The organism is Roseococcus sp. YIM B11640 (assembly GCF_049727625.1).
In the GTDB taxonomy this organism is placed as follows: domain Bacteria; phylum Pseudomonadota; class Alphaproteobacteria; order Acetobacterales; family Acetobacteraceae; genus Roseococcus.
Genome location: NZ_JBBJOZ010000006.1, coordinates 248293 through 264728 on the forward strand (window position 1 = coordinate 248293; position 16436 = coordinate 264728).

The window sequence follows — 16436 nt, forward strand, 5'->3', positions numbered from 1 at the left end:
TCAACTCCATTCGACGAAACATGGCACGCCAATACCGCAAGAAGCCCCGTGGTCGCGAGATCGACGGCTGGCTTATCATCGACAAGCCCAGCGGCATCGGCAGCACCGATGTCGTGAACAAGGTGAAGCGCGCCTATGACGCGCAGAAAGCCGGTCATGGCGGCACGCTGGATCCGCTGGCGACCGGCCTGCTGCCCATCGCCTTCGGTCATGCCACCAAGACCGTGCCTTACGTGATGGACGGCACGAAGGTCTACCGCTTCACCCTTAGCTTCGGCGAGGCGCGCGACAGTGACGACGCCGACGGCCAGGTGACCGAGACCAGCGATGTCCGTCCCTCCGACGAGGCGCTGCGGGCCGCCCTGCCGCGCTTCATTGGCGACATCATGCAGGTTCCGCCGATCTATTCGGCCATCAAGGTGAACGGCGAGCGCGCCTACGACCTCGCTCGCGACGGCCAGGCCGTGGAACTGGAGGCCCGCCCCGCCCGCGTGGACCGCTTCGAGCTGATCGAGCGCCCGGACGCCGACACGGCGGTCTTCGAGGTCCAGTCCGGCAAGGGCGTCTACATGCGCTCGCTGGCGCGGGATATCGCCCGCGCGACCGGCGCGGTCGGCCATATCGTGGCCCTGCGCCGCCTGCGGGTCGGCCCCTTCACGGAAGCGCACGCGGTTCCCCTGGACAAGATCGTCGTAACAGGCGATACGCCTCCCCCTTCGCTGGACCTCCTTCTGCCCCTGACGACCGCGCTGGCCGACATCCCGGCTCTGGCCGTCGTGGAAGGGGAGGCCGCCCGCCTCGGTTTCGGTCAGGCCCTGAGCCTTGTCGAACTGATGGGCCGGGTTCCGTCCGAGGCCGACCCCGACGGGGGGTTGGTCCGCGTGATGGCAGGGGGGCGGTTCGTCGGCCTGTGTCGCCTCGAGGAGGGGATGCTGCGGCCGGAGCGGTTGATGGCACCCGCCTGAAGCCCCGGACCGGTTCATCTCTCCAACCGTAAGGAATCACACGATGTCGATCACTGCGGAGCGCCGCACGGCGCTCATCTCCGAATACGCGACCAAGGCCGGCGACACCGGCAGCCCCGAGGTCCAGGTGGCGCTGCTCTCCGAGCGCATCTCCAACCTCACCGAGCACCTGAAGACCCACGCGAAGGACTTTCACAGCCGCCGCGGCCTTCTGGTTCTGGTCGGCCAGCGCCGTGGCCTGCTCGACTACCTGAAGCGCAAGGAGAAGCCGCGTTACGACGCGCTGATCGCGCGCCTCGGCCTCCGCCGCTAAGATTTCCGAAGGGCGCCCTGCAACGGGCGCCCTTCGTGCTTTTCCTCCCGCCACCGGGACCGGGCATGGCCCGGCGGGATTTGTCGCTGGCAATCGGCGCGCATCCGGTCCATAACCCCGCCGCCTCTCCCGGGCTCCCCCGGAGGTGGCACAACCGGCGCCCTTGCGGCGGGTTGTCAGAGCCACCGCATCCCGAATGTCAGGCGGGTCTGGCGGCGTTTCCGGTCACATGGCTTTGCCGCGGGAGCGATCCCCGGCCTCCATGTCGCCCGAGACGCCGAAAGCCTCCCTTCCATCATCCGGGCTTTCCGCGGCTGAACTGTCACCCTGCCGCCTGAGCGATTCACAAGTCCCCGCCCGATGCGGGGCAAGAAGGACGTTGCATGTTCGACAACTATTTCCGCAAGGACATCGCCTGGGGCGGCCAGATCCTGACGCTGGAGACCGGCAAGGTCGCTCGCCAGGCCGACGGCGCCGTCATGGCGCGGCTCGGCGACACCATCGTGCTCTGCACCGTGGTCGGTGCCCGCAGCGTGAAGCCCGGCCAGGACTTCTTCCCGCTTACCGTGAACTACCAGGAGAAGGCTTTCGCCGCGGGCAAGATCCCCGGCGGCTTCTTCAAGCGCGAGGGCCGTCCCTCCGAGGCCGAGACCCTGATCTCCCGCCTCATCGACCGCCCGATCCGCCCACTTTTCCCCGAGGGCTTCCGCAACGAGGTCCAGGTCATCGCGACCGTCCTCAGCCATGACCTCGAGAACGATCCCGACATCGTTGCGCTCGTTGGCTGTTCCGCCGCGCTGACGCTCTCGGGCATTCCCTTCTTCGGGCCGGTCGGCGCCGCGCGCGTCGGCTACATCGACGGCGCTTACGTGCTCAATCCGACCGCCGCCCAGCGCAAGCTGAGCGACCTCGACCTCGTTGTCGCCGGCACGGCCGAGGGCGTGCTGATGGTCGAATCCGAGGCGAAGGAGCTCTCCGAGGACGTGATGCTCGGCGCTGTCGAGTTCGGCCACAAGTCGTTCCAGCCCGTCATCGAGGGCATCATCGCGCTGGCCGAGGTCGCCGCGAAGGAGCCCTGGAATGTGGCCGAGGCCGACCCGGCCCTTGCCGCGCTGAAGGCCCGCATCGCCGAGCTCGGCACCGCCTCCGTGGCCGAGGCTTACAAGATCACCGAGAAGCTCGCGCGCCAGAAGGCCGTGGGCGAGGCCAAGAAGGCGATCGTGGCCGCGCTGGAGGCCGAGGGTGCCGATGTCGCCGCCGCCAAGGGCATGCTGAAGGAGCTCGAGGCGGACGTGGTCCGCAACGCGATCCTCGACACCGGCCTGCGCATCGACGGCCGCGACACCAAGACGGTCCGCCCGATCCTTGCCGAGGTCGGTGTGCTGCCGCGCGCCCATGGTTCCGCGCTGTTCACGCGCGGCGAGACGCAGTCGCTTTGCGTCGCGACGCTGGGCACGGGCCAGGACGAGCAGGTCATCGACGCTCTCGCGGGCGAGTACCGCGAGAACTTCATGCTGCACTACAACTTCCCTCCCTACTCGGTGAACGAGACGGGCCGCATGGGCTCGCCCGGCCGTCGTGAGATCGGCCATGGCAAGCTCGCCTGGCGCGCGATCCACCCGGTCCTGCCGGAGAAGGAGAAGTTCCCGTACACCATGCGCGTGGTCTCCGAGATCACGGAGTCCAACGGCTCGTCGTCCATGGCGACGGTCTGCGGCACCTCGCTCTCGCTGATGGACAGCGGCTGCCCGCTGCTGCGCCCGGTGGCCGGCATCGCCATGGGTCTGATCAAGGAGGATCGCGGTTTCGCGGTGCTTTCTGACATCCTGGGCGACGAGGATCACCTCGGCGACATGGACTTCAAGGTGGCGGGCACCGAGGCCGGCATCACCGCGCTGCAGATGGACATCAAGATCACGTCCATCACCTTCGACATCATGAAGACGGCGCTGGCCCAGGCGAAGGACGGCCGCGTCCACATCCTCGGCGAGATGGCCAAGGCCATCAGCGGCGCCCGCGGCGAGATGGCGGCGACCGCGCCGCGCATCACCGTGATCAACGTCCCCAAGGACAAGATCCGCGAAGTGATCGGCACCGGCGGCAAGGTGATCCGCGAGATCGTCGAGCAGACCGGCACGAAGATCGACATCGAGGATGACGGCACGATCAAGATCGCGTCGACCAGCCCCGAGGCGACGCAGGCCGCGATCGACCGCATCAAGGGCATCACGGCCGAGGCCGAGATCGGCACGATTTACAACGGCAAAGTGGTGAAGACCGCTGAGTTCGGCGCCTTCGTGAATTTCCTCGGCGCCAAGGACGGCCTGGTCCACATCTCCGAGCTCGCGCAGGACCGCGTGAACAAGACTACCGATGTGGTCAAGGAAGGCGATGCGGTGAAGGTCAAGGTCATCGGCTTCGATGACCGCGGCAAGGTGAAGCTCTCCATGCGCGTGGTCGATCAGGCCACGGGCGCGGACATCACCGAGCAGGTCGGCGAGCGCCGCCCGCGCGCCGAGGGCGAGGGCGAGGACCGTCCCCGCCGCGACCGTGGCGACCGCGGCGACCGCCGCCCCCGCCGGGACTGATATCCCGGCCCCCTCGGCCGGAATGCCTATTCCCATCCCGGCCGCAAGGGGCCATATGCGCCCGGTGCTGATGCACCGGGCGATTTCATGCTAGTTTCATATCGGAACACCCGGAAACGGACGGCTAAGGACGACTTGCGGTGAAGGCGATCAACAGCATTCGCATGGGCGGCGTGGACGTCCTCCCCCTCGTCGAGGGCGGCAAGGGCGTGGCCGTCTCCAATGGCCTGACCGCGGGCGCCTGGGCGGCCGCTGGCGGCGTGGGAACTTTCTCGGCCGTCAACGCCGACAGCTACGATTCCGATGGCCGGACCATCCGGCAGATCTATTCCGGCAAGACCCGCCGCGACCGACATGAGGAGCTGGTGGCCTACGGCATCGCCGGCGGCATCGCCCAGGCGCGCGAGGCCCGCGAGGTGGGCGGCAAGAACGCCCGGATCCACGCCAACATTCTCTGGGAGATGGGCGGCGCCGAGCGCGTGATCCGCGGCGTGCTGGAGGGGGCCAAGGGCCTCATCAACGGCATCACATGCGGCGCCGGCATGCCCTATCGCCTGTCGGAGATCGCGCGCGAGTTCGGCGTGCACTATTACCCCATCGTCAGTTCCGCCCGCGCCTTCAGCGCGCTGTGGAAGCGCAGCTATTCCAAGGTCAGCGACTGGCTGGGCGGTGTGGTCTACGAGGATCCCTGGCTCGCCGGCGGCCATAACGGCCTGTCCAACAGCGAGGATCCGCGCAAGCCGGAGGCGCCCTATGAGCGCGTCCGCAAGCTGCGCGAGCAGATGCGCGCCTTCGGCCTGGACGCCACGCCCATCATCATGGCCGGTGGCGTCTGGTGGCTGGAGGAGTGGGATGATTGGCTGGACAACCCGGAACTCGGCCCCATCGCCTTTCAGTTCGGCACGCGCCCGCTGCTGACCCAGGAAAGCCCGATCAGCGATGCCTGGAAGCAGCGCCTGACGACGCTGAAAGCCGGCGACGTGCTGCTGCAGCCCTTCTCGCCCACGGGCTTCTACTCCTCAGCCGTGCGCAACGAGTTCCTGCAGGACCTTGAGGCCCGCAGTGAGCGACAGGTGGCCTACAGCAGCGAGCCGATCGGTGAGCACACGGCCGAGTTCGGCATCGGCCCGCGCAAGCGCCCCGTCTGGCTGACGCCGACGGACCGTGAGCATGCCGTGAGCTGGACCGAGCAGGGTTACAGCGAAGCTCTCCGCACGCCCGACTCCACTCTGGTCTTCGTGACCCCAGAGAACGCGCGCGAGATCGTGAAGGACCAGGTGGACTGCATGGGCTGCCTCAGCCAGTGCCGCTTCAGCAACTGGACCCAGCACGAGCCCGACTTCAGCACCGGCAAGAAGGCCGATCCGCGGAGCTTCTGCATCCAGAAGACGCTGCAGGACATCGCCCATGACGGTAGCCTGGAGCACAACCTGATGTTCGCCGGGCATAACGCCTATCGCTTCAGCTCGGACCCGTTCTACTCGAACGGCTTCATCCCGACGGTGAAGCAGCTCGTCGAACGGATCATGACTGGGCGGTAGAGCCTAGACGCCAGGCGGAATCGCCTGGCCTGCCAAGTCTCGGCAAAGCGACAGGTTGGAGCTCCCACCGCTCCAGTTGTGCAGGTCGCTCGGCCTTTCGCTTGGGCTGTGTATAGGCGTCGGGCTCAACAACTCGGCGAGTATTCCCGGAGCTTTACTTGCCCGATAGGCATTCTCGATGCCGGTGATCGGGCCGTTTCTCTTGTGTTTGGCAGAGCCGCGAGGATTCTGGAGCTGTCGACGGCGAGGCCCGGCAGTCGTGAGGCCCTCCGCGATCCACGACAGGAGGACAACCCATGACATTTCTCCACAGGCCGGCCATCGCCGCCGCAGCCGTGACCCTCATGGCGGGGGTAGCCAGCGCTCAGGCCCAAAGCAATAATACCTGTGCGGGGCGCATCAACGTGACCTCGGTCTCCGCCTCGGGCAGTGCGCCCTACGACTACGCCGTTCAGGTCCAGAACATCACGGCACAGGCCCGCATGGTCACCATCACCACCGCGGGCTGGGACCAGCACCCGGACACGGCAACCCTGCCTTACATCGCGCCGGTGCGGGTGGCGGCCTACACCCTGGTGAACGTTCCTCTTGGCAGCGGCACCAAACGGGACATCAATACCAGCACTGTTACGATCATCGTCGACCGGCCGGCGACACGCGACCGGCGGAGCTTGGCGATCAACAACTGCGCGCCGGCGCCCTGAGCGCGGCCGAGATCACTCGGCCGGCGGCTCGGGCGACAGCCGCCCGATGCTGTCGCCCAACAGCCGGGCCGCATGCTTCAACGCGCCCGGCTCGTGTCCAGAGAATCCCAGCATGAGCGCCTGGATCGGCCGTCCCGACATGAACATCGGGCTGACTGGCCGGGCGATCACGCCCACGCGCTCCGCCAGAGCGGACACTTCCGTGTCACGCCAGCCGGGGCGCAGCCGTGCGAGCAGCTTGAGGCCCTGGTCCGGCGCGTCGATGTCGAGGAAGCGGCTGCAGGAATCCCGCAGCGCCTCGACCAGCGTGTCGCGGCAGAGGCGGTAGCGCTGGCGCATGCGCCGTAGATGCTGGGCGAAGTGGCCATCGGCGAGAAAATCCGTCACCACGCCTTCCTGCAGGCTCGGCGGATGCCAGTCGCTCAGTACCCGGGCAGAGATGAAGGGCTGCAGCAGCTCCTGCGGCAGCACCGCGTAGCCGAGGCGCAGGCCGGGAAAGAGCACCTTGCTGAACGTGCCGATGTAGATGACGCGCCCCGCCTCATCGATGCCCTGCAGTGACGCCAGCGGCCGGCTGCCGTAGCGGAACTCGCTGTCGTAATCGTCCTCGACGATCCAGCTCCCGGTACGCCGAGCCCAGGACAGCAGCTCCATTCGCCTGGCCATGGAGAGCACGACGCCCAGTGGATATTGCGACGACGGGGTCACATAGGCGAGCCGCGCGGCGGGAGAGGCGGCCAGGCCCTCGGCTACCACCATTCCCTGCCCATCCACCGGTACCGGCACCAGCCGCGCGCCGGCCGCCTGCATGGCGGCGCGGAAGGCGGGATAGCAGGGATCTTCGATCCAGACCGGATCGCCCGGGGAGACCACCACCTTGCAGACCAGGTCGATGGCCTGCTGCGCGCCGGCGGTGATCACCACTTGGTCGGGCGTGCAGCGCACGGCGCGGGCGGCGCCGAGATAATGCGCCACGGCCTCCCGCAGCTCCGCCGAGCCGCGAGGGTCGCCATAGCCGAGCATGGCCGGATCCGGGGCCTGGAGACGGCGGAGCGTCAGCTGCCGCCAGAGCCGCGAGGTTGCCTCGTCCCAGGAGGTGCGGCCCGTGTTGAACGGCTTCTCGCCGGGCTGGACCATGTTGGGGATGGCGATGGGCAGCGGGGCAGGGCGGGTGGGCGCGCGCGGCGGCGGCTCCAGCCCTTGCGGCAGATCGCGGGAGACGAAGCTTCCCGCGCCGACCCTCCCCTCGATGAAGCCCTCGGCGAGCAGCTGCTCATAGGCTGCGACCACGGTGTTGCGCGCAACCCCCAGCCGCTGGGCCAACGCGCGCGAGGCCGGCAGCCGCGCTCCGGGCGGCAGCGCGCCCTCCAGGATGGCGCGGCGCAGCTCCAGATAGACCTGGCGCAGCAGCGGGGCGCCCTTGGCGCGGTCGATGCCCGGAAGCAGCAGCTCGGATAGATCGGGCGTGGCCATGGGGGGCAATCTAAATGGACCGTTCATTGGCGCAAGGATTGGCCCTCGCATGGGTCCAATGCGCGTGTCAGATTCGCGTCCAGACCCCGCCCTAGGATCCGACCATGTCCGAGACCGCCTATCCTGTCACCGAGCGCAACAAGGTCCGCCGCCTGCATGAGCGCGGCCGCCATGACTTCGCGTCGATCTACGAGATCCTCGACGCCGCGATGCTCTGCCACGTCTCCTACGTCATCGACGGCCAGCCTTACTGCACGCCGACCGTGTTCTGGCGCGAAGGCAATCACCTCTACTGGCACGGCTCGTCCGCGAGCCGGATGCTGCGCACGCAGAAGCCGGGCGTGCCGGTTTGCGTGACGGTGACGCATCTGGACAGCCTCGTGCTCGCGCGCTGCGGCTTCAACCATTCGGTCGACTACCGCTCGGCCATGTGTTTCGGCAACGCGCACATCATCGACGATCCGGAGGAGAAGTCCCGCGCGCTCGATTCCATGATCGACCGCCTCTACCCCGGCCGCAATGCCGAGCTGCGCCCTAGCACCGCGCAGGAGCTGAAGGCGACGATGGTCATCGGCATGAACATCGACCAGGCCTCCGGCAAAATCCGCAGCAAGGGGATCGGCGACGAGGAGGAGGATTACGCGCTGCCGATCTACGCCACGCGCTTCCCCGTCGTGCAGACCATCGGCCCCGCCGAGGACTGCCCGCGCATGCCCGCTGGCGTTCCCTATCCGGAGGGCCTTGCGGGTTTCATCCCCGGGCGTAGGCTCGATGAGATCATGACGGAGAGCTACAAGAAAACGTATGGCGACACCTGATCTGGCTACCGCCTCGGCGGTCGAAATGGCGGCGATGGTGCGCGCGAAGCGCGCCTCGCCAGTGGAGATCACCCAGGCCGTCCTGAGCCGGATCGAGGCGAAGAATCCCTCGCTCAACGCCTTCGTGGCGCTGGATGCCGAGGGCGCCATGGCCGCCGCCCGCGCGGCCGAGGATGCCGTGATGAAGGGCGCCGAACTCGGCCCCCTGCATGGCGTCCCCGTCACCATCAAGGATGTGCAGGCCGTGAAGGGCCTGCCGACGCGGCGCGGATCGCGCCTCTCCGACCCGACGGCCGCGACGGCCGATGCCGTGCTGGTCGGGCGGCTTCGCGCGGCGGGCGGCATCATCCTCGGCAAGACCACCAGCACCGAGCATGGCTGGACCGCGGTCAGCGATAGCCCGCTCACCGGCAGCACGCATAATCCCTGGATGCACGGTCGCACGGCGGGCGGCTCATCCTCCGGCGCGGCGTCGCTCTGCGGCGCGGGCTGCGGGCCGCTGCATATCGGTACGGACGGCGCCGGCTCCATTCGCCTGCCGGCGCATTTCTGCGGCGTGGTGGGCTTCAAGCCGACCTATGGCCGCGTGCCCTACACGCCCGTGCCGAACAATGGCGGGCTTTCCCATGCCGGCCCGATCACGCGCAGCGTGGCGGATTCCGCGCTGATGTTTTCGGTCATCGCCGGGCCGCATCCGCTGGACCACACCTCGCTGCCCGACGTCTTCCCGGCCGAGGTGCCGGAGGGGGGCCTCAAGGGCCTGCGCATCGCCTACAGCCCGGACCTTGGCCACGCGCGCGTGGACCCGGATGTCGCGGCGGCGGTGGAGGCGAGCCTCGCCGCGCTGAAGTCGGCCGGCGCCACGGTCGAGCACGTCACGCCGCCCTGGGGCCCCGAGGGCCCGGCGCTGGAGCGCGAGATGTGGGGCGGCGCCTTCCGCGTCTTCACAGGCAAGAGCAAGGCTGACGAGGCGCTGATGGACCCGGGCCTCGTCGCCTGCACCGATGCCTATCGCGACTTTACGCTGGACATGGCGCAGGCGGCCATGGGCCGGCGCTTCGCCTATGCGGCGGCCGTGAATTCCTGGTTCACCGAGGCTGGCTTCGACTTGCTGGCGACGCCTTCGGCCTCGGTCGCGGCCTTCCAGGTCGGGCGGCAACTGCCGCCGCACTGGCCGCAGCATGCGTGGGACTGGCTGGTCTGGGCCGAGTTCTCCTATCCCTTCGATCTCTCGCACGGCCCCGCCATCTCGGTGCCCTGCGGCTTCAGCCATGAGGGGCTGCCGGTCGGCCTCCAGCTCGCCGGGCCACGCCTCGCGGATTCGCTGGTGCTGCGCGCGGCGGCGGCTTTCCTGGCCGAAAAGCCCTTCGAGGTCACGCCAGCGAAGTGAGCCCCGACTGGCGCCAAGAAGCGGCCATCCGGCGCGACGTGGAGCACCTCGCGAAGCTTCGGGCGAGGCCGTCGATCCTCTCGTCGGGCAGGCCACTTCTTCGATGCCCGCACGCGGGAGCCGATCCACAGCCGGCTCCCTCATGACCTCCTTTCCTGGGAGGAGGATCAGGAGCTCGACGCCTAGCTTACCCTCCTCAGGGGATCGCCGAGGCGGATGGCCCGGAGGGAAGGCTGCGCCCTGGCCCCGCCACACGACGCGCGCGGCGACCGCGGTGAAGGTGGAGGCCGAGGCGGGAAGCTCGCGAGGGCGCTCTTCCGCTCGGCCGCGATCGACTGGGAAGACCCACGCGGCGCGTCTCTCTGGGACGAGGCCGCTGCGGCGGCGCATGATGCCCAGGGGGAAGCGTTGGCCGCCCGCCTCGCGCCGGAGTTGACCACGACCGGCCGCGGCGAGTTGCGCATGATCTACTGGTCCGAGCGGCGGGAGGCCGTGATCCCGATCAGCCCTGATGCCAGCGGCGCAGCAGCAGGTGCTGCAGCAAGGTCAGCGCGCCAAAGATCAGGATGCCGAAGACCGAGACCAGTACCAGCGCCGCGAACATGCGCGGGATCTGGAGCTGGTAGCCCGCCTCCAGGATGCGCGAGGCCAGGCCGGATGACGCGCCGCCCGTCCCGGCGACGAATTCCGCGACGATCGCGCCGATCAGCGACAGCCCGCCCGAGATGCGCAGCCCCGCCAGGAAGAAGGGCAGGGCGCTCGGCAATTGCAGGCGCCGCAGCACCTGCCAGCGGCTCGCGCCGTAAAGGCGGAAGAGGTCGCGCAGGTTCGGGTCCACGCTGCGCAGCCCCTGCGTCGTGTTCGACAGGATCGGGAAGAAGGCGACGATCCAGGCGCAGATGAGCAGCGCGACGGTCAGGTTGTCGGCCCAGATGATGATGAGCGGCGCGATGGCGACGATCGGCGTCACCTGCAGCACCACCGCATAGGGGAAGAGCGACATCTCGATCACGCGCGACTGCGCGAAGAGGATGGCGAGCAGCAGGCCGAGCCCCGCCGCGAGCCCGAGCGCCATGAAGGTGATGCGCATCGTGACCCAGAGCGATGGTGCGAGCGTCGCCCAGTCGGTCCAGATGGTGCGCGCAATCAGCAGCGGTCCGGGAAGCAAATAGGGCGCGATCTCGTAGTGCCGCACGCCCCATTCCCAGCCGCCGAGGACCAGCAGCCCCACGACCAGCGGCGCCAGGATGCGCAGCGCGCTCATGCCGCCATCGCCGCTGCCAGCGCCTGCGAGACCGAGCGGCAATGCGCGGCATAGGAGGAGGAGGTGCGGAATTCCGGCGCCGCCCGATCCCCGGCGGGCACATGCAGCTCGGTCGCGATGGTGCCGGGGCGGGGCGTCATGACCAGGATGCGTTCGGCGAGGAAGACGCTCTCGAAGGTGGAGTGCGTGACGAAGACGGCCGTGAAGCGCTCCTGCCGCCAGAGCTCCAGGAGGTCCGCGTTCAGGCGGAAGCGCGTGATCTCGTCGAGCGCCGCGAAGGGCTCGTCCATCAGCAGCAGGCGCGGGCGTGTCACCAGTGCGCGAGCGATGGAGACGCGCATGCGCATCCCGCCGGAAAGCTCGCGCGGGACGGCATCCTCGAAGCCCGAGAGCTCCACGCGGGCGAGCCATTCGCGCCCGCGTCGCTCGGCCTCGGCCCGGCCGAGGCCGGCCAGTTCCAGCGGCAGGGCCACGTTCCGCAACGCCGTGGCCCAGGGCATCAGGGTCGGTTCCTGGAAGACGAAGCCGAGCTCACGCCGGGAATCTCGCGCCCATTCGATGCGGCCGCTGCTGGGCTCCAGCAGCCCCGCGATCATTCGGAGCAGGGTGGACTTGCCGCAGCCCGAGGGGCCTAGAAGGGAGATGAAGTCGCCCTCCGCGACCGCGAGGTTCACATCCCGCACGGCCTCGACGCCACCGGGAAAGCGCATCGAGATACGGTGCAGACTGAAGTGGCTCAGAGTCCCACCCGCTTATTCACGAAGCGCAGGTCATAGGCGCGCTTTACGTCGAGCCCGGGCGGATAGACGCCCGCGTCGCGCATCGTCTCGTAGAAGCGCTGCCAGCGCGCATCCGTCATCGCGCCGATGCCCATCGTCGTGGCGTCGCCCGAGACGACGATGCCGTTCTCGTTCATCACCCGGATGGCGTAGGCGATGCGGTCCTCCGTCATCTCCGGATTGTCGCGGATGATGAGGCGGTTCGCGGCGGCGATGTCCTGGCCCTTCATGAACTCCGCCCAGCCCTCGATGCTGGCGTTCACGAAGCGCTGCACCACCTCCGCCTTCTGCTCCATGAAGCTGCGGTTGATGTCGATCGTGGTCTGGTAGTTCTCGTAGCCGGCATCGGCGATGAGGAAGACACGCGGCGTGGCGCCGGCCTCCCGCGCCGAGAGCGGCTCGGAGGAGAGGAAGCCCTGCTGGATCGCCATGCGGTCCGCCAGGAAGGGCTGCAGGTTGAAGGTGTAGGGGCGCACCTGCTCGTCGGTGAAGCCGAAGCGCGACTTCAGGAAGGGCCAATAGGTTACGCGCCCGCCGGAGCCGACGAGGATGGGCTTGCCGCGCATGTCCTCGAAGCTGTTGATACCATTGCCCGCGTGGGTCATCAGGACCTGCGGATCCTTCTGCATCATGGCGCCGATGGTCAGCGCGGGGACGTTCTCGCGCACATAGGTCAGCGCCTGGAAGCCGTTGGACATGATCATGTCCACGCGGCCGGCCAGCATCAGCCGCACTGGGTCGAGCTGCGGGCCGCCTTGGCGCAGGTCGCATTCGATGCCGTGGCGACGGTAGATGCCGGCGGCGACGGCCTGATAGTAGCCGCCCTGCTCGGCCTGGGCGCGCCAGTTGGTGTGGAAGGAGACGCGGTCGAGCGTCTGCGCGACGGGTACCCGCGCGCCTGCGACGGCTGCGAGCGCGAGTCCGCCCAGGGCACGGCGTTGGATGCGGTAGCGGGTGCGCATGGCGTTCTCCCCTCTCGGTCGGCGCGGAGTATGCGTCGCGCCCTGCGCGGTGCGCTACCCTCCCGGTGCGGGAATGAGGCCGTGGCGGCGCATGATCTCAACCACGCGAGCGGGATCGGGCGCGCCGGCCGCGACCAGCGCCGCGACCTCGCGGAAATAGCCAGGGCCGAGAATGCCGGGGGTGAGCACGCAGAGGCAGGTGCCGGGCGCGTCCCCATCGTTGCGGAAGCCATGGACGATGCCGCGGCGGATGAAGACGCTTTGGCCCGGCCCGATGGCGATGTCGCGCCCGTCCACGCGGAAGGTGAGCGTGCCTTCCAGGCCGTAGACCAGCTCGTCCCAGTTCTCGTGATAATGCGGCACGGGCATGCGGGCCTGGGGCTGTACCGTCATCTCGAAGGCGTCGAGCCCTCCCTCGGTGCTCTCCCTGGTCGCGAAGAAGCGGAGCTCCAGCCCGCCGATCGCGATGGTCTCGATCATTCGCGCTTCTCCTCGCGGAGCATGTTGATGATGCCGGAGAAGTCCGTCCCACCCTGGCCGCTCTCGGCGAAGCGCTGGTAGAGCGCGAGCGCGTGGGCGCCGAGCGGCGTGGCGGCGTCCGCCGCTTCCGCCGCCTGCTGCGAGAGGCCGAGGTCCTTCAGCATCAGCGCCGTCGCGAAGCCGGGCCTGTAGTCGCGATTGGCGGGGCTGCCGGGGACGGGACCGGGCACGGGGCAATAGGTGGTGACCGCCCAGCACTGGCCGGAGGACTTGCTCGCCACCTCGAACAGCGCCTCATGGCTGAGGCCGAGCTTCTCGGCCAGGGCGAAGGCCTCGCAGGTGCCGATCATCGAGATGGCCAGCAGCATGTTGTTGCAGAGCTTGGCGGCCTGCCCGGCGCCCGCCTCGCCGCAATGGACGATGGTGCGGCCCATGGCCTCCAGGATCGGCTTCGCGCTGGCGAAGGCTTCGGCGGGGCCGCCCACCATGAAGGTAAGCGTGCCGGCCTCGGCGCCCATCGTGCCGCCGGAGACCGGGGCGTCCAGCATGGGGCGGCCCTTTGCCACCGCGCGGGCGGTCTCGACGTCGATGGTGGAGCAGTCGATCAGGACGGCCCGGGGGTCGGCCGCCGTGGCCATGCCGCCGCCGCCCAGCCAGGCGTCCTGAACGTGCTTTCCGGCGGGCAGCATCGAGATCACGAAGTCGGCCCCGCGCGCGGCATCGGCGGCGGATTGCGCCCGGCCCACGCCGCCCTTCGCGGCCTCGTCCATGGCGGCGGCGCTGAGGTCGTAGCCCCGCACCTCATGCCCCGCCTTGGCGAGATTGCGCGCCATGGGCAGACCCATATTGCCGAGACCGACGAAACCGATGCGAGCCATCCGTGCCTCCCTGTGCTTGAGGGAAGGCTAGTCCGGAGCTCAGGCCGCAACCACCCCCGGCCTTCCGGCGAGCGTCATGAAATGCCCACGATCCTCGCGCGGGGCGCCGCCCTGGCTGACCTGGGTGACGCAGCGGTAGATCGCGTCCAGCCGGTCGGGGCGCGCGACATGCAGCGTGTATCCGCGCCGGTTGCTGTGAAAGCGCAGATGCGGATTGCGCGACATGAGTTCGGCCGCGATGGGCTGCGCCTCGCTGCCATCGCCCTCGCTGGTGATAGAGGTGCCGACGAACTCTACGGCGACGGGCGCGGCGCCCGGCGTGAGCGCGAGGTCGTTGGCCCAGGCGCGATGCACGTCGCCCGTCAGCACGACCACGTCCTTGCCCTGCAGCATGCCGAGCAGCCGCGCGCGAGCGGCCGGGTAGCCGTCCCATGAATCCATGCTGCGCTTGCCCTCGGCGTATTCGCGCGGGGCCACGAAGATCTGCTGGCCGAGCACCTGCCAGCGCGCCTGGCTGCGGCCCATTCCGTCCCGCAGCCAGGCTTCCTGCGTAGCGCCGAGCACCTGCGCCGCGGGGTTCGCTACTGCCTCGCAGGGCTCAACCGTGCCGTCGCCGCAGGGCTGGTCGTCACGGAAACGGCGCGTGTCGAGGGCGTGCAGCTCCAGGTTGCGGCCGAAGCGCAGGCGGCGATAGGCAGTGATCTGGTTCCCGCGCGGCAGGGAGGCCACGCGAACCGGCATGTTCTCGTACCAGGCCTGGAGCGCGGCGGCGGCGCGCAGCGCGAAGACCTCGGGCGGCGTGGCCACGGGGAAGCGGCGGCCGCCGTCGCGCTGGCTGATCAGGCTGACCCAGTTGTTCTCGATCTCGTGGTCGTCATAAGTGCAGACGAAGGGATGCGCGGCATGCGCGGCCGCGAGGTCCGCGTCGAGCCGGTACTGCGCATAGCGGGCCCGGTAGTCCTCCAGCCGCAAGGTCTCGCCGCCATGATGCGAGCGGATGACGGTCCCCCAGCCACGGCCGCCGATAGGCCGCCCAGCGTATTCGTAGATGTAGTCGCCATAGTGGAAGACGAAGTCGATCTCCTCCTCCGCGGCGGCGTGGCGCCAGGCGGTGAAGTGGCCGTGCTCGTAGTTCTGGCAGCCGGCATTGAGGAAGCGGATATCGGCCGCCGTGCCCGGCGCCGGTGCGGTGCGGGTGCGGCCTGTGCGGCTCGCATGGCCGGCGGTGCGGAAGCGGTAGAAATAGGTGCGGCCGGGGGCGAGGCCCGTCAGCTCCACGTGCACGGAATGACCGAGCTCCGGCCGCGCCTGCGCGGTGCCGCGCTGGATGACGCGCGCCATACGCTCGTCCTCCGCGACCTCCCAGGCGACATCGACGGTCGTGCCGCCCATGCCGCCGCCCTCGGCCAGCGGATCGGTCGCGAGCCGTGTCCAGAGTACCACGCCATCCGGCCAGGGATCGCCCGAGGCCACGCCGAGGGTGAACGGGTCGCCCGCCGCGCGCTCCTGCGCGCAGGAGGGCTGGAGTGTCGCCAGCGCGGCCAGGCCCGTGGCCCCCCCCAGCAGCCCACGCCGGCTGAGCGCCAGCACGTGCCGCGTGGCGCTATCCACGGGAGAGGACCTCCCGCACCGTCGAGCGGAACTCGCGCCGGTGCAGCTCCCGCAGCACGGCGATCGAGGCGACGATGAGCGCCACCGGATGCAGGATCCAGGCGAGCGCGGCGAGGCCGAAATAATAAGCCCGCAGCCCGGTGTTGAAGTGACGCGCCGCGCGGTTCGCGATCTTCGCCGCCGCTTCCGCCTGCGGGATGAAGCCATCGCCCTGGCCCAGCCCCCCGACCACGATCGAGGTGTAGTTGAACTGCCGCAGCGCCCAGGTCAGCTCGAAGAAGGCGCGGACGAAGATGAAGACGAGCAGGAAGATCCGCACTTCCCAGCCGATGTCGTTCTCCGGCGGGTCCGCGAAGGGCAGGGCGGCGAGCACGCGGCGGCCGAGATCCGGCGCGCTCAGCAGCGCCACGAGGCCGGCCAGGATGAAGATGGAATTGTTCGCGAGGAAGGAGGTGCTCGTCATCAGGTTGTTGATGATCGAAATGTCGCTGATGCGGTTGTCGCGGTCGAGCAGCGCGATCATCCAGCGCCGCCGGTGCTCGTCCATCGCGGCGAGCACCGAGCGGGAGTGGATGGACGGGATGTTGTCGACGATCGACGAGTATCCCGCCCAGCACAGGAAGAAGACTGCCAGCGCCACATAGTCTAGCACCGACAGAACGCCCATGGC

At 69.0% G+C, this 16436-nt stretch carries 14 protein-coding genes and 1 pseudogene; 7 read left to right on the forward strand and 8 right to left on the reverse strand.

Translation table 11 applies throughout. The features are described from left to right. Window positions 1-20: 20 nt before the first annotated feature. The 5 genes from truB to WJM96_RS21295 all read left to right on the forward strand — a co-directional run bounded on the left by truB (window position 21) and on the right by WJM96_RS21295 (window position 6111). Window positions 21-965: a tRNA pseudouridine(55) synthase TruB gene (gene truB / locus WJM96_RS21275; RefSeq protein ID WP_424814560.1), complete on the forward strand. Its 945-nt coding sequence runs from the start codon at window positions 21-23 to the stop codon at window positions 963-965. A gap of 43 nt (window positions 966-1008) precedes the next feature. Beyond that, window positions 1009-1278 carry a 30S ribosomal protein S15 gene (rpsO, locus tag WJM96_RS21280; protein ID WP_424814561.1) on the forward strand — a complete coding sequence of 90 codons (270 nt, stop codon included), beginning with the start codon at window positions 1009-1011 and terminating at the stop codon, window positions 1276-1278. A gap of 383 nt (window positions 1279-1661) precedes the next feature. Further along, a complete protein-coding gene (gene pnp, locus WJM96_RS21285) occupies window positions 1662-3866 on the forward strand; it encodes a polyribonucleotide nucleotidyltransferase (protein WP_424814562.1) in 2205 nt (734 codons plus the stop codon). Between the two features lie 140 nt (window positions 3867-4006). Continuing rightward, window positions 4007-5407, forward strand: coding sequence for an NAD(P)H-dependent flavin oxidoreductase (locus tag WJM96_RS21290; RefSeq protein ID WP_424814563.1), 1401 nt, complete (start codon window positions 4007-4009; stop codon window positions 5405-5407). Between the two features lie 296 nt (window positions 5408-5703). Continuing rightward, window positions 5704-6111 carry a hypothetical protein gene (locus WJM96_RS21295; protein ID WP_424814564.1) on the forward strand — a complete coding sequence of 136 codons (408 nt, stop codon included), beginning with the start codon at window positions 5704-5706 and terminating at the stop codon, window positions 6109-6111. A 12-nt stretch (window positions 6112-6123) separates the two neighbouring features. Here the strand turns inward: WJM96_RS21295 and WJM96_RS21300 are convergent, their stop codons facing one another. Then, window positions 6124-7584, reverse strand: coding sequence for a PLP-dependent aminotransferase family protein (locus WJM96_RS21300; protein ID WP_424814565.1), 1461 nt, complete (start codon window positions 7582-7584; stop codon window positions 6124-6126). A gap of 104 nt (window positions 7585-7688) precedes the next feature. Here WJM96_RS21300 and WJM96_RS21305 point away from each other — a divergent pair, with 104 nt between their 5' ends. Beyond that, window positions 7689-8402 carry a pyridoxamine 5'-phosphate oxidase family protein gene (locus WJM96_RS21305; RefSeq protein WP_424814566.1) on the forward strand — a complete coding sequence of 238 codons (714 nt, stop codon included), beginning with the start codon at window positions 7689-7691 and terminating at the stop codon, window positions 8400-8402. Next, a complete protein-coding gene (locus WJM96_RS21310) occupies window positions 8389-9792 on the forward strand; it encodes an amidase family protein (protein WP_424814567.1) in 1404 nt (467 codons plus the stop codon). The genes WJM96_RS21305 and WJM96_RS21310 overlap by 14 nt, the downstream gene beginning before the upstream one ends. 502 nt (window positions 9793-10294) lie before the next feature. Here the strand turns inward: WJM96_RS21310 and WJM96_RS21315 are convergent. The 7 genes and pseudogenes from WJM96_RS21315 to WJM96_RS21345 all read right to left on the reverse strand — a co-directional run bounded on the left by WJM96_RS21315 (window position 10295) and on the right by WJM96_RS21345 (window position 16433). Further along, on the reverse strand, window positions 10295-11056 hold the full coding sequence (locus WJM96_RS21315) for an ABC transporter permease (protein ID WP_424814568.1): 762 nt from the start codon (window positions 11054-11056) through the stop codon (window positions 10295-10297). Continuing rightward, on the reverse strand, window positions 11053-11766 hold the full coding sequence (locus WJM96_RS21320) for an ABC transporter ATP-binding protein (RefSeq protein WP_424814569.1): 714 nt from the start codon (window positions 11764-11766) through the stop codon (window positions 11053-11055). The genes WJM96_RS21315 and WJM96_RS21320 overlap by 4 nt, the downstream gene beginning before the upstream one ends. A gap of 26 nt (window positions 11767-11792) precedes the next feature. Further along, on the reverse strand, window positions 11793-12797 hold the full coding sequence (locus tag WJM96_RS21325; RefSeq protein WP_424814570.1) for an ABC transporter substrate-binding protein: 1005 nt from the start codon (window positions 12795-12797) through the stop codon (window positions 11793-11795). Between the two features lie 54 nt (window positions 12798-12851). Next, window positions 12852-13277 (reverse strand): cupin domain-containing protein, encoded by a 426-nt coding sequence (locus WJM96_RS21330; protein ID WP_424814571.1) that lies wholly within the window; start codon window positions 13275-13277, stop codon window positions 12852-12854. Then, window positions 13274-14161 (reverse strand): annotated as a pseudogene (gene mmsB / locus WJM96_RS21335) (3-hydroxyisobutyrate dehydrogenase); the annotation flags it as partial. The pseudogene mmsB and the gene WJM96_RS21330, both read right to left, overlap by 4 nt. Window positions 14162-14194: 33 nt before the next feature. Further along, a complete protein-coding gene (locus WJM96_RS21340; protein WP_424814572.1) occupies window positions 14195-15766 on the reverse strand; it encodes an alkaline phosphatase D family protein in 1572 nt (523 codons plus the stop codon). Beyond that, entirely contained in the window at window positions 15759-16433 is a 675-nt protein-coding gene (locus tag WJM96_RS21345) for a DUF599 domain-containing protein (RefSeq protein WP_424814573.1), read from the reverse strand. The genes WJM96_RS21340 and WJM96_RS21345 overlap by 8 nt, the downstream gene beginning before the upstream one ends. Window positions 16434-16436: the final 3 nt, after the last annotated feature.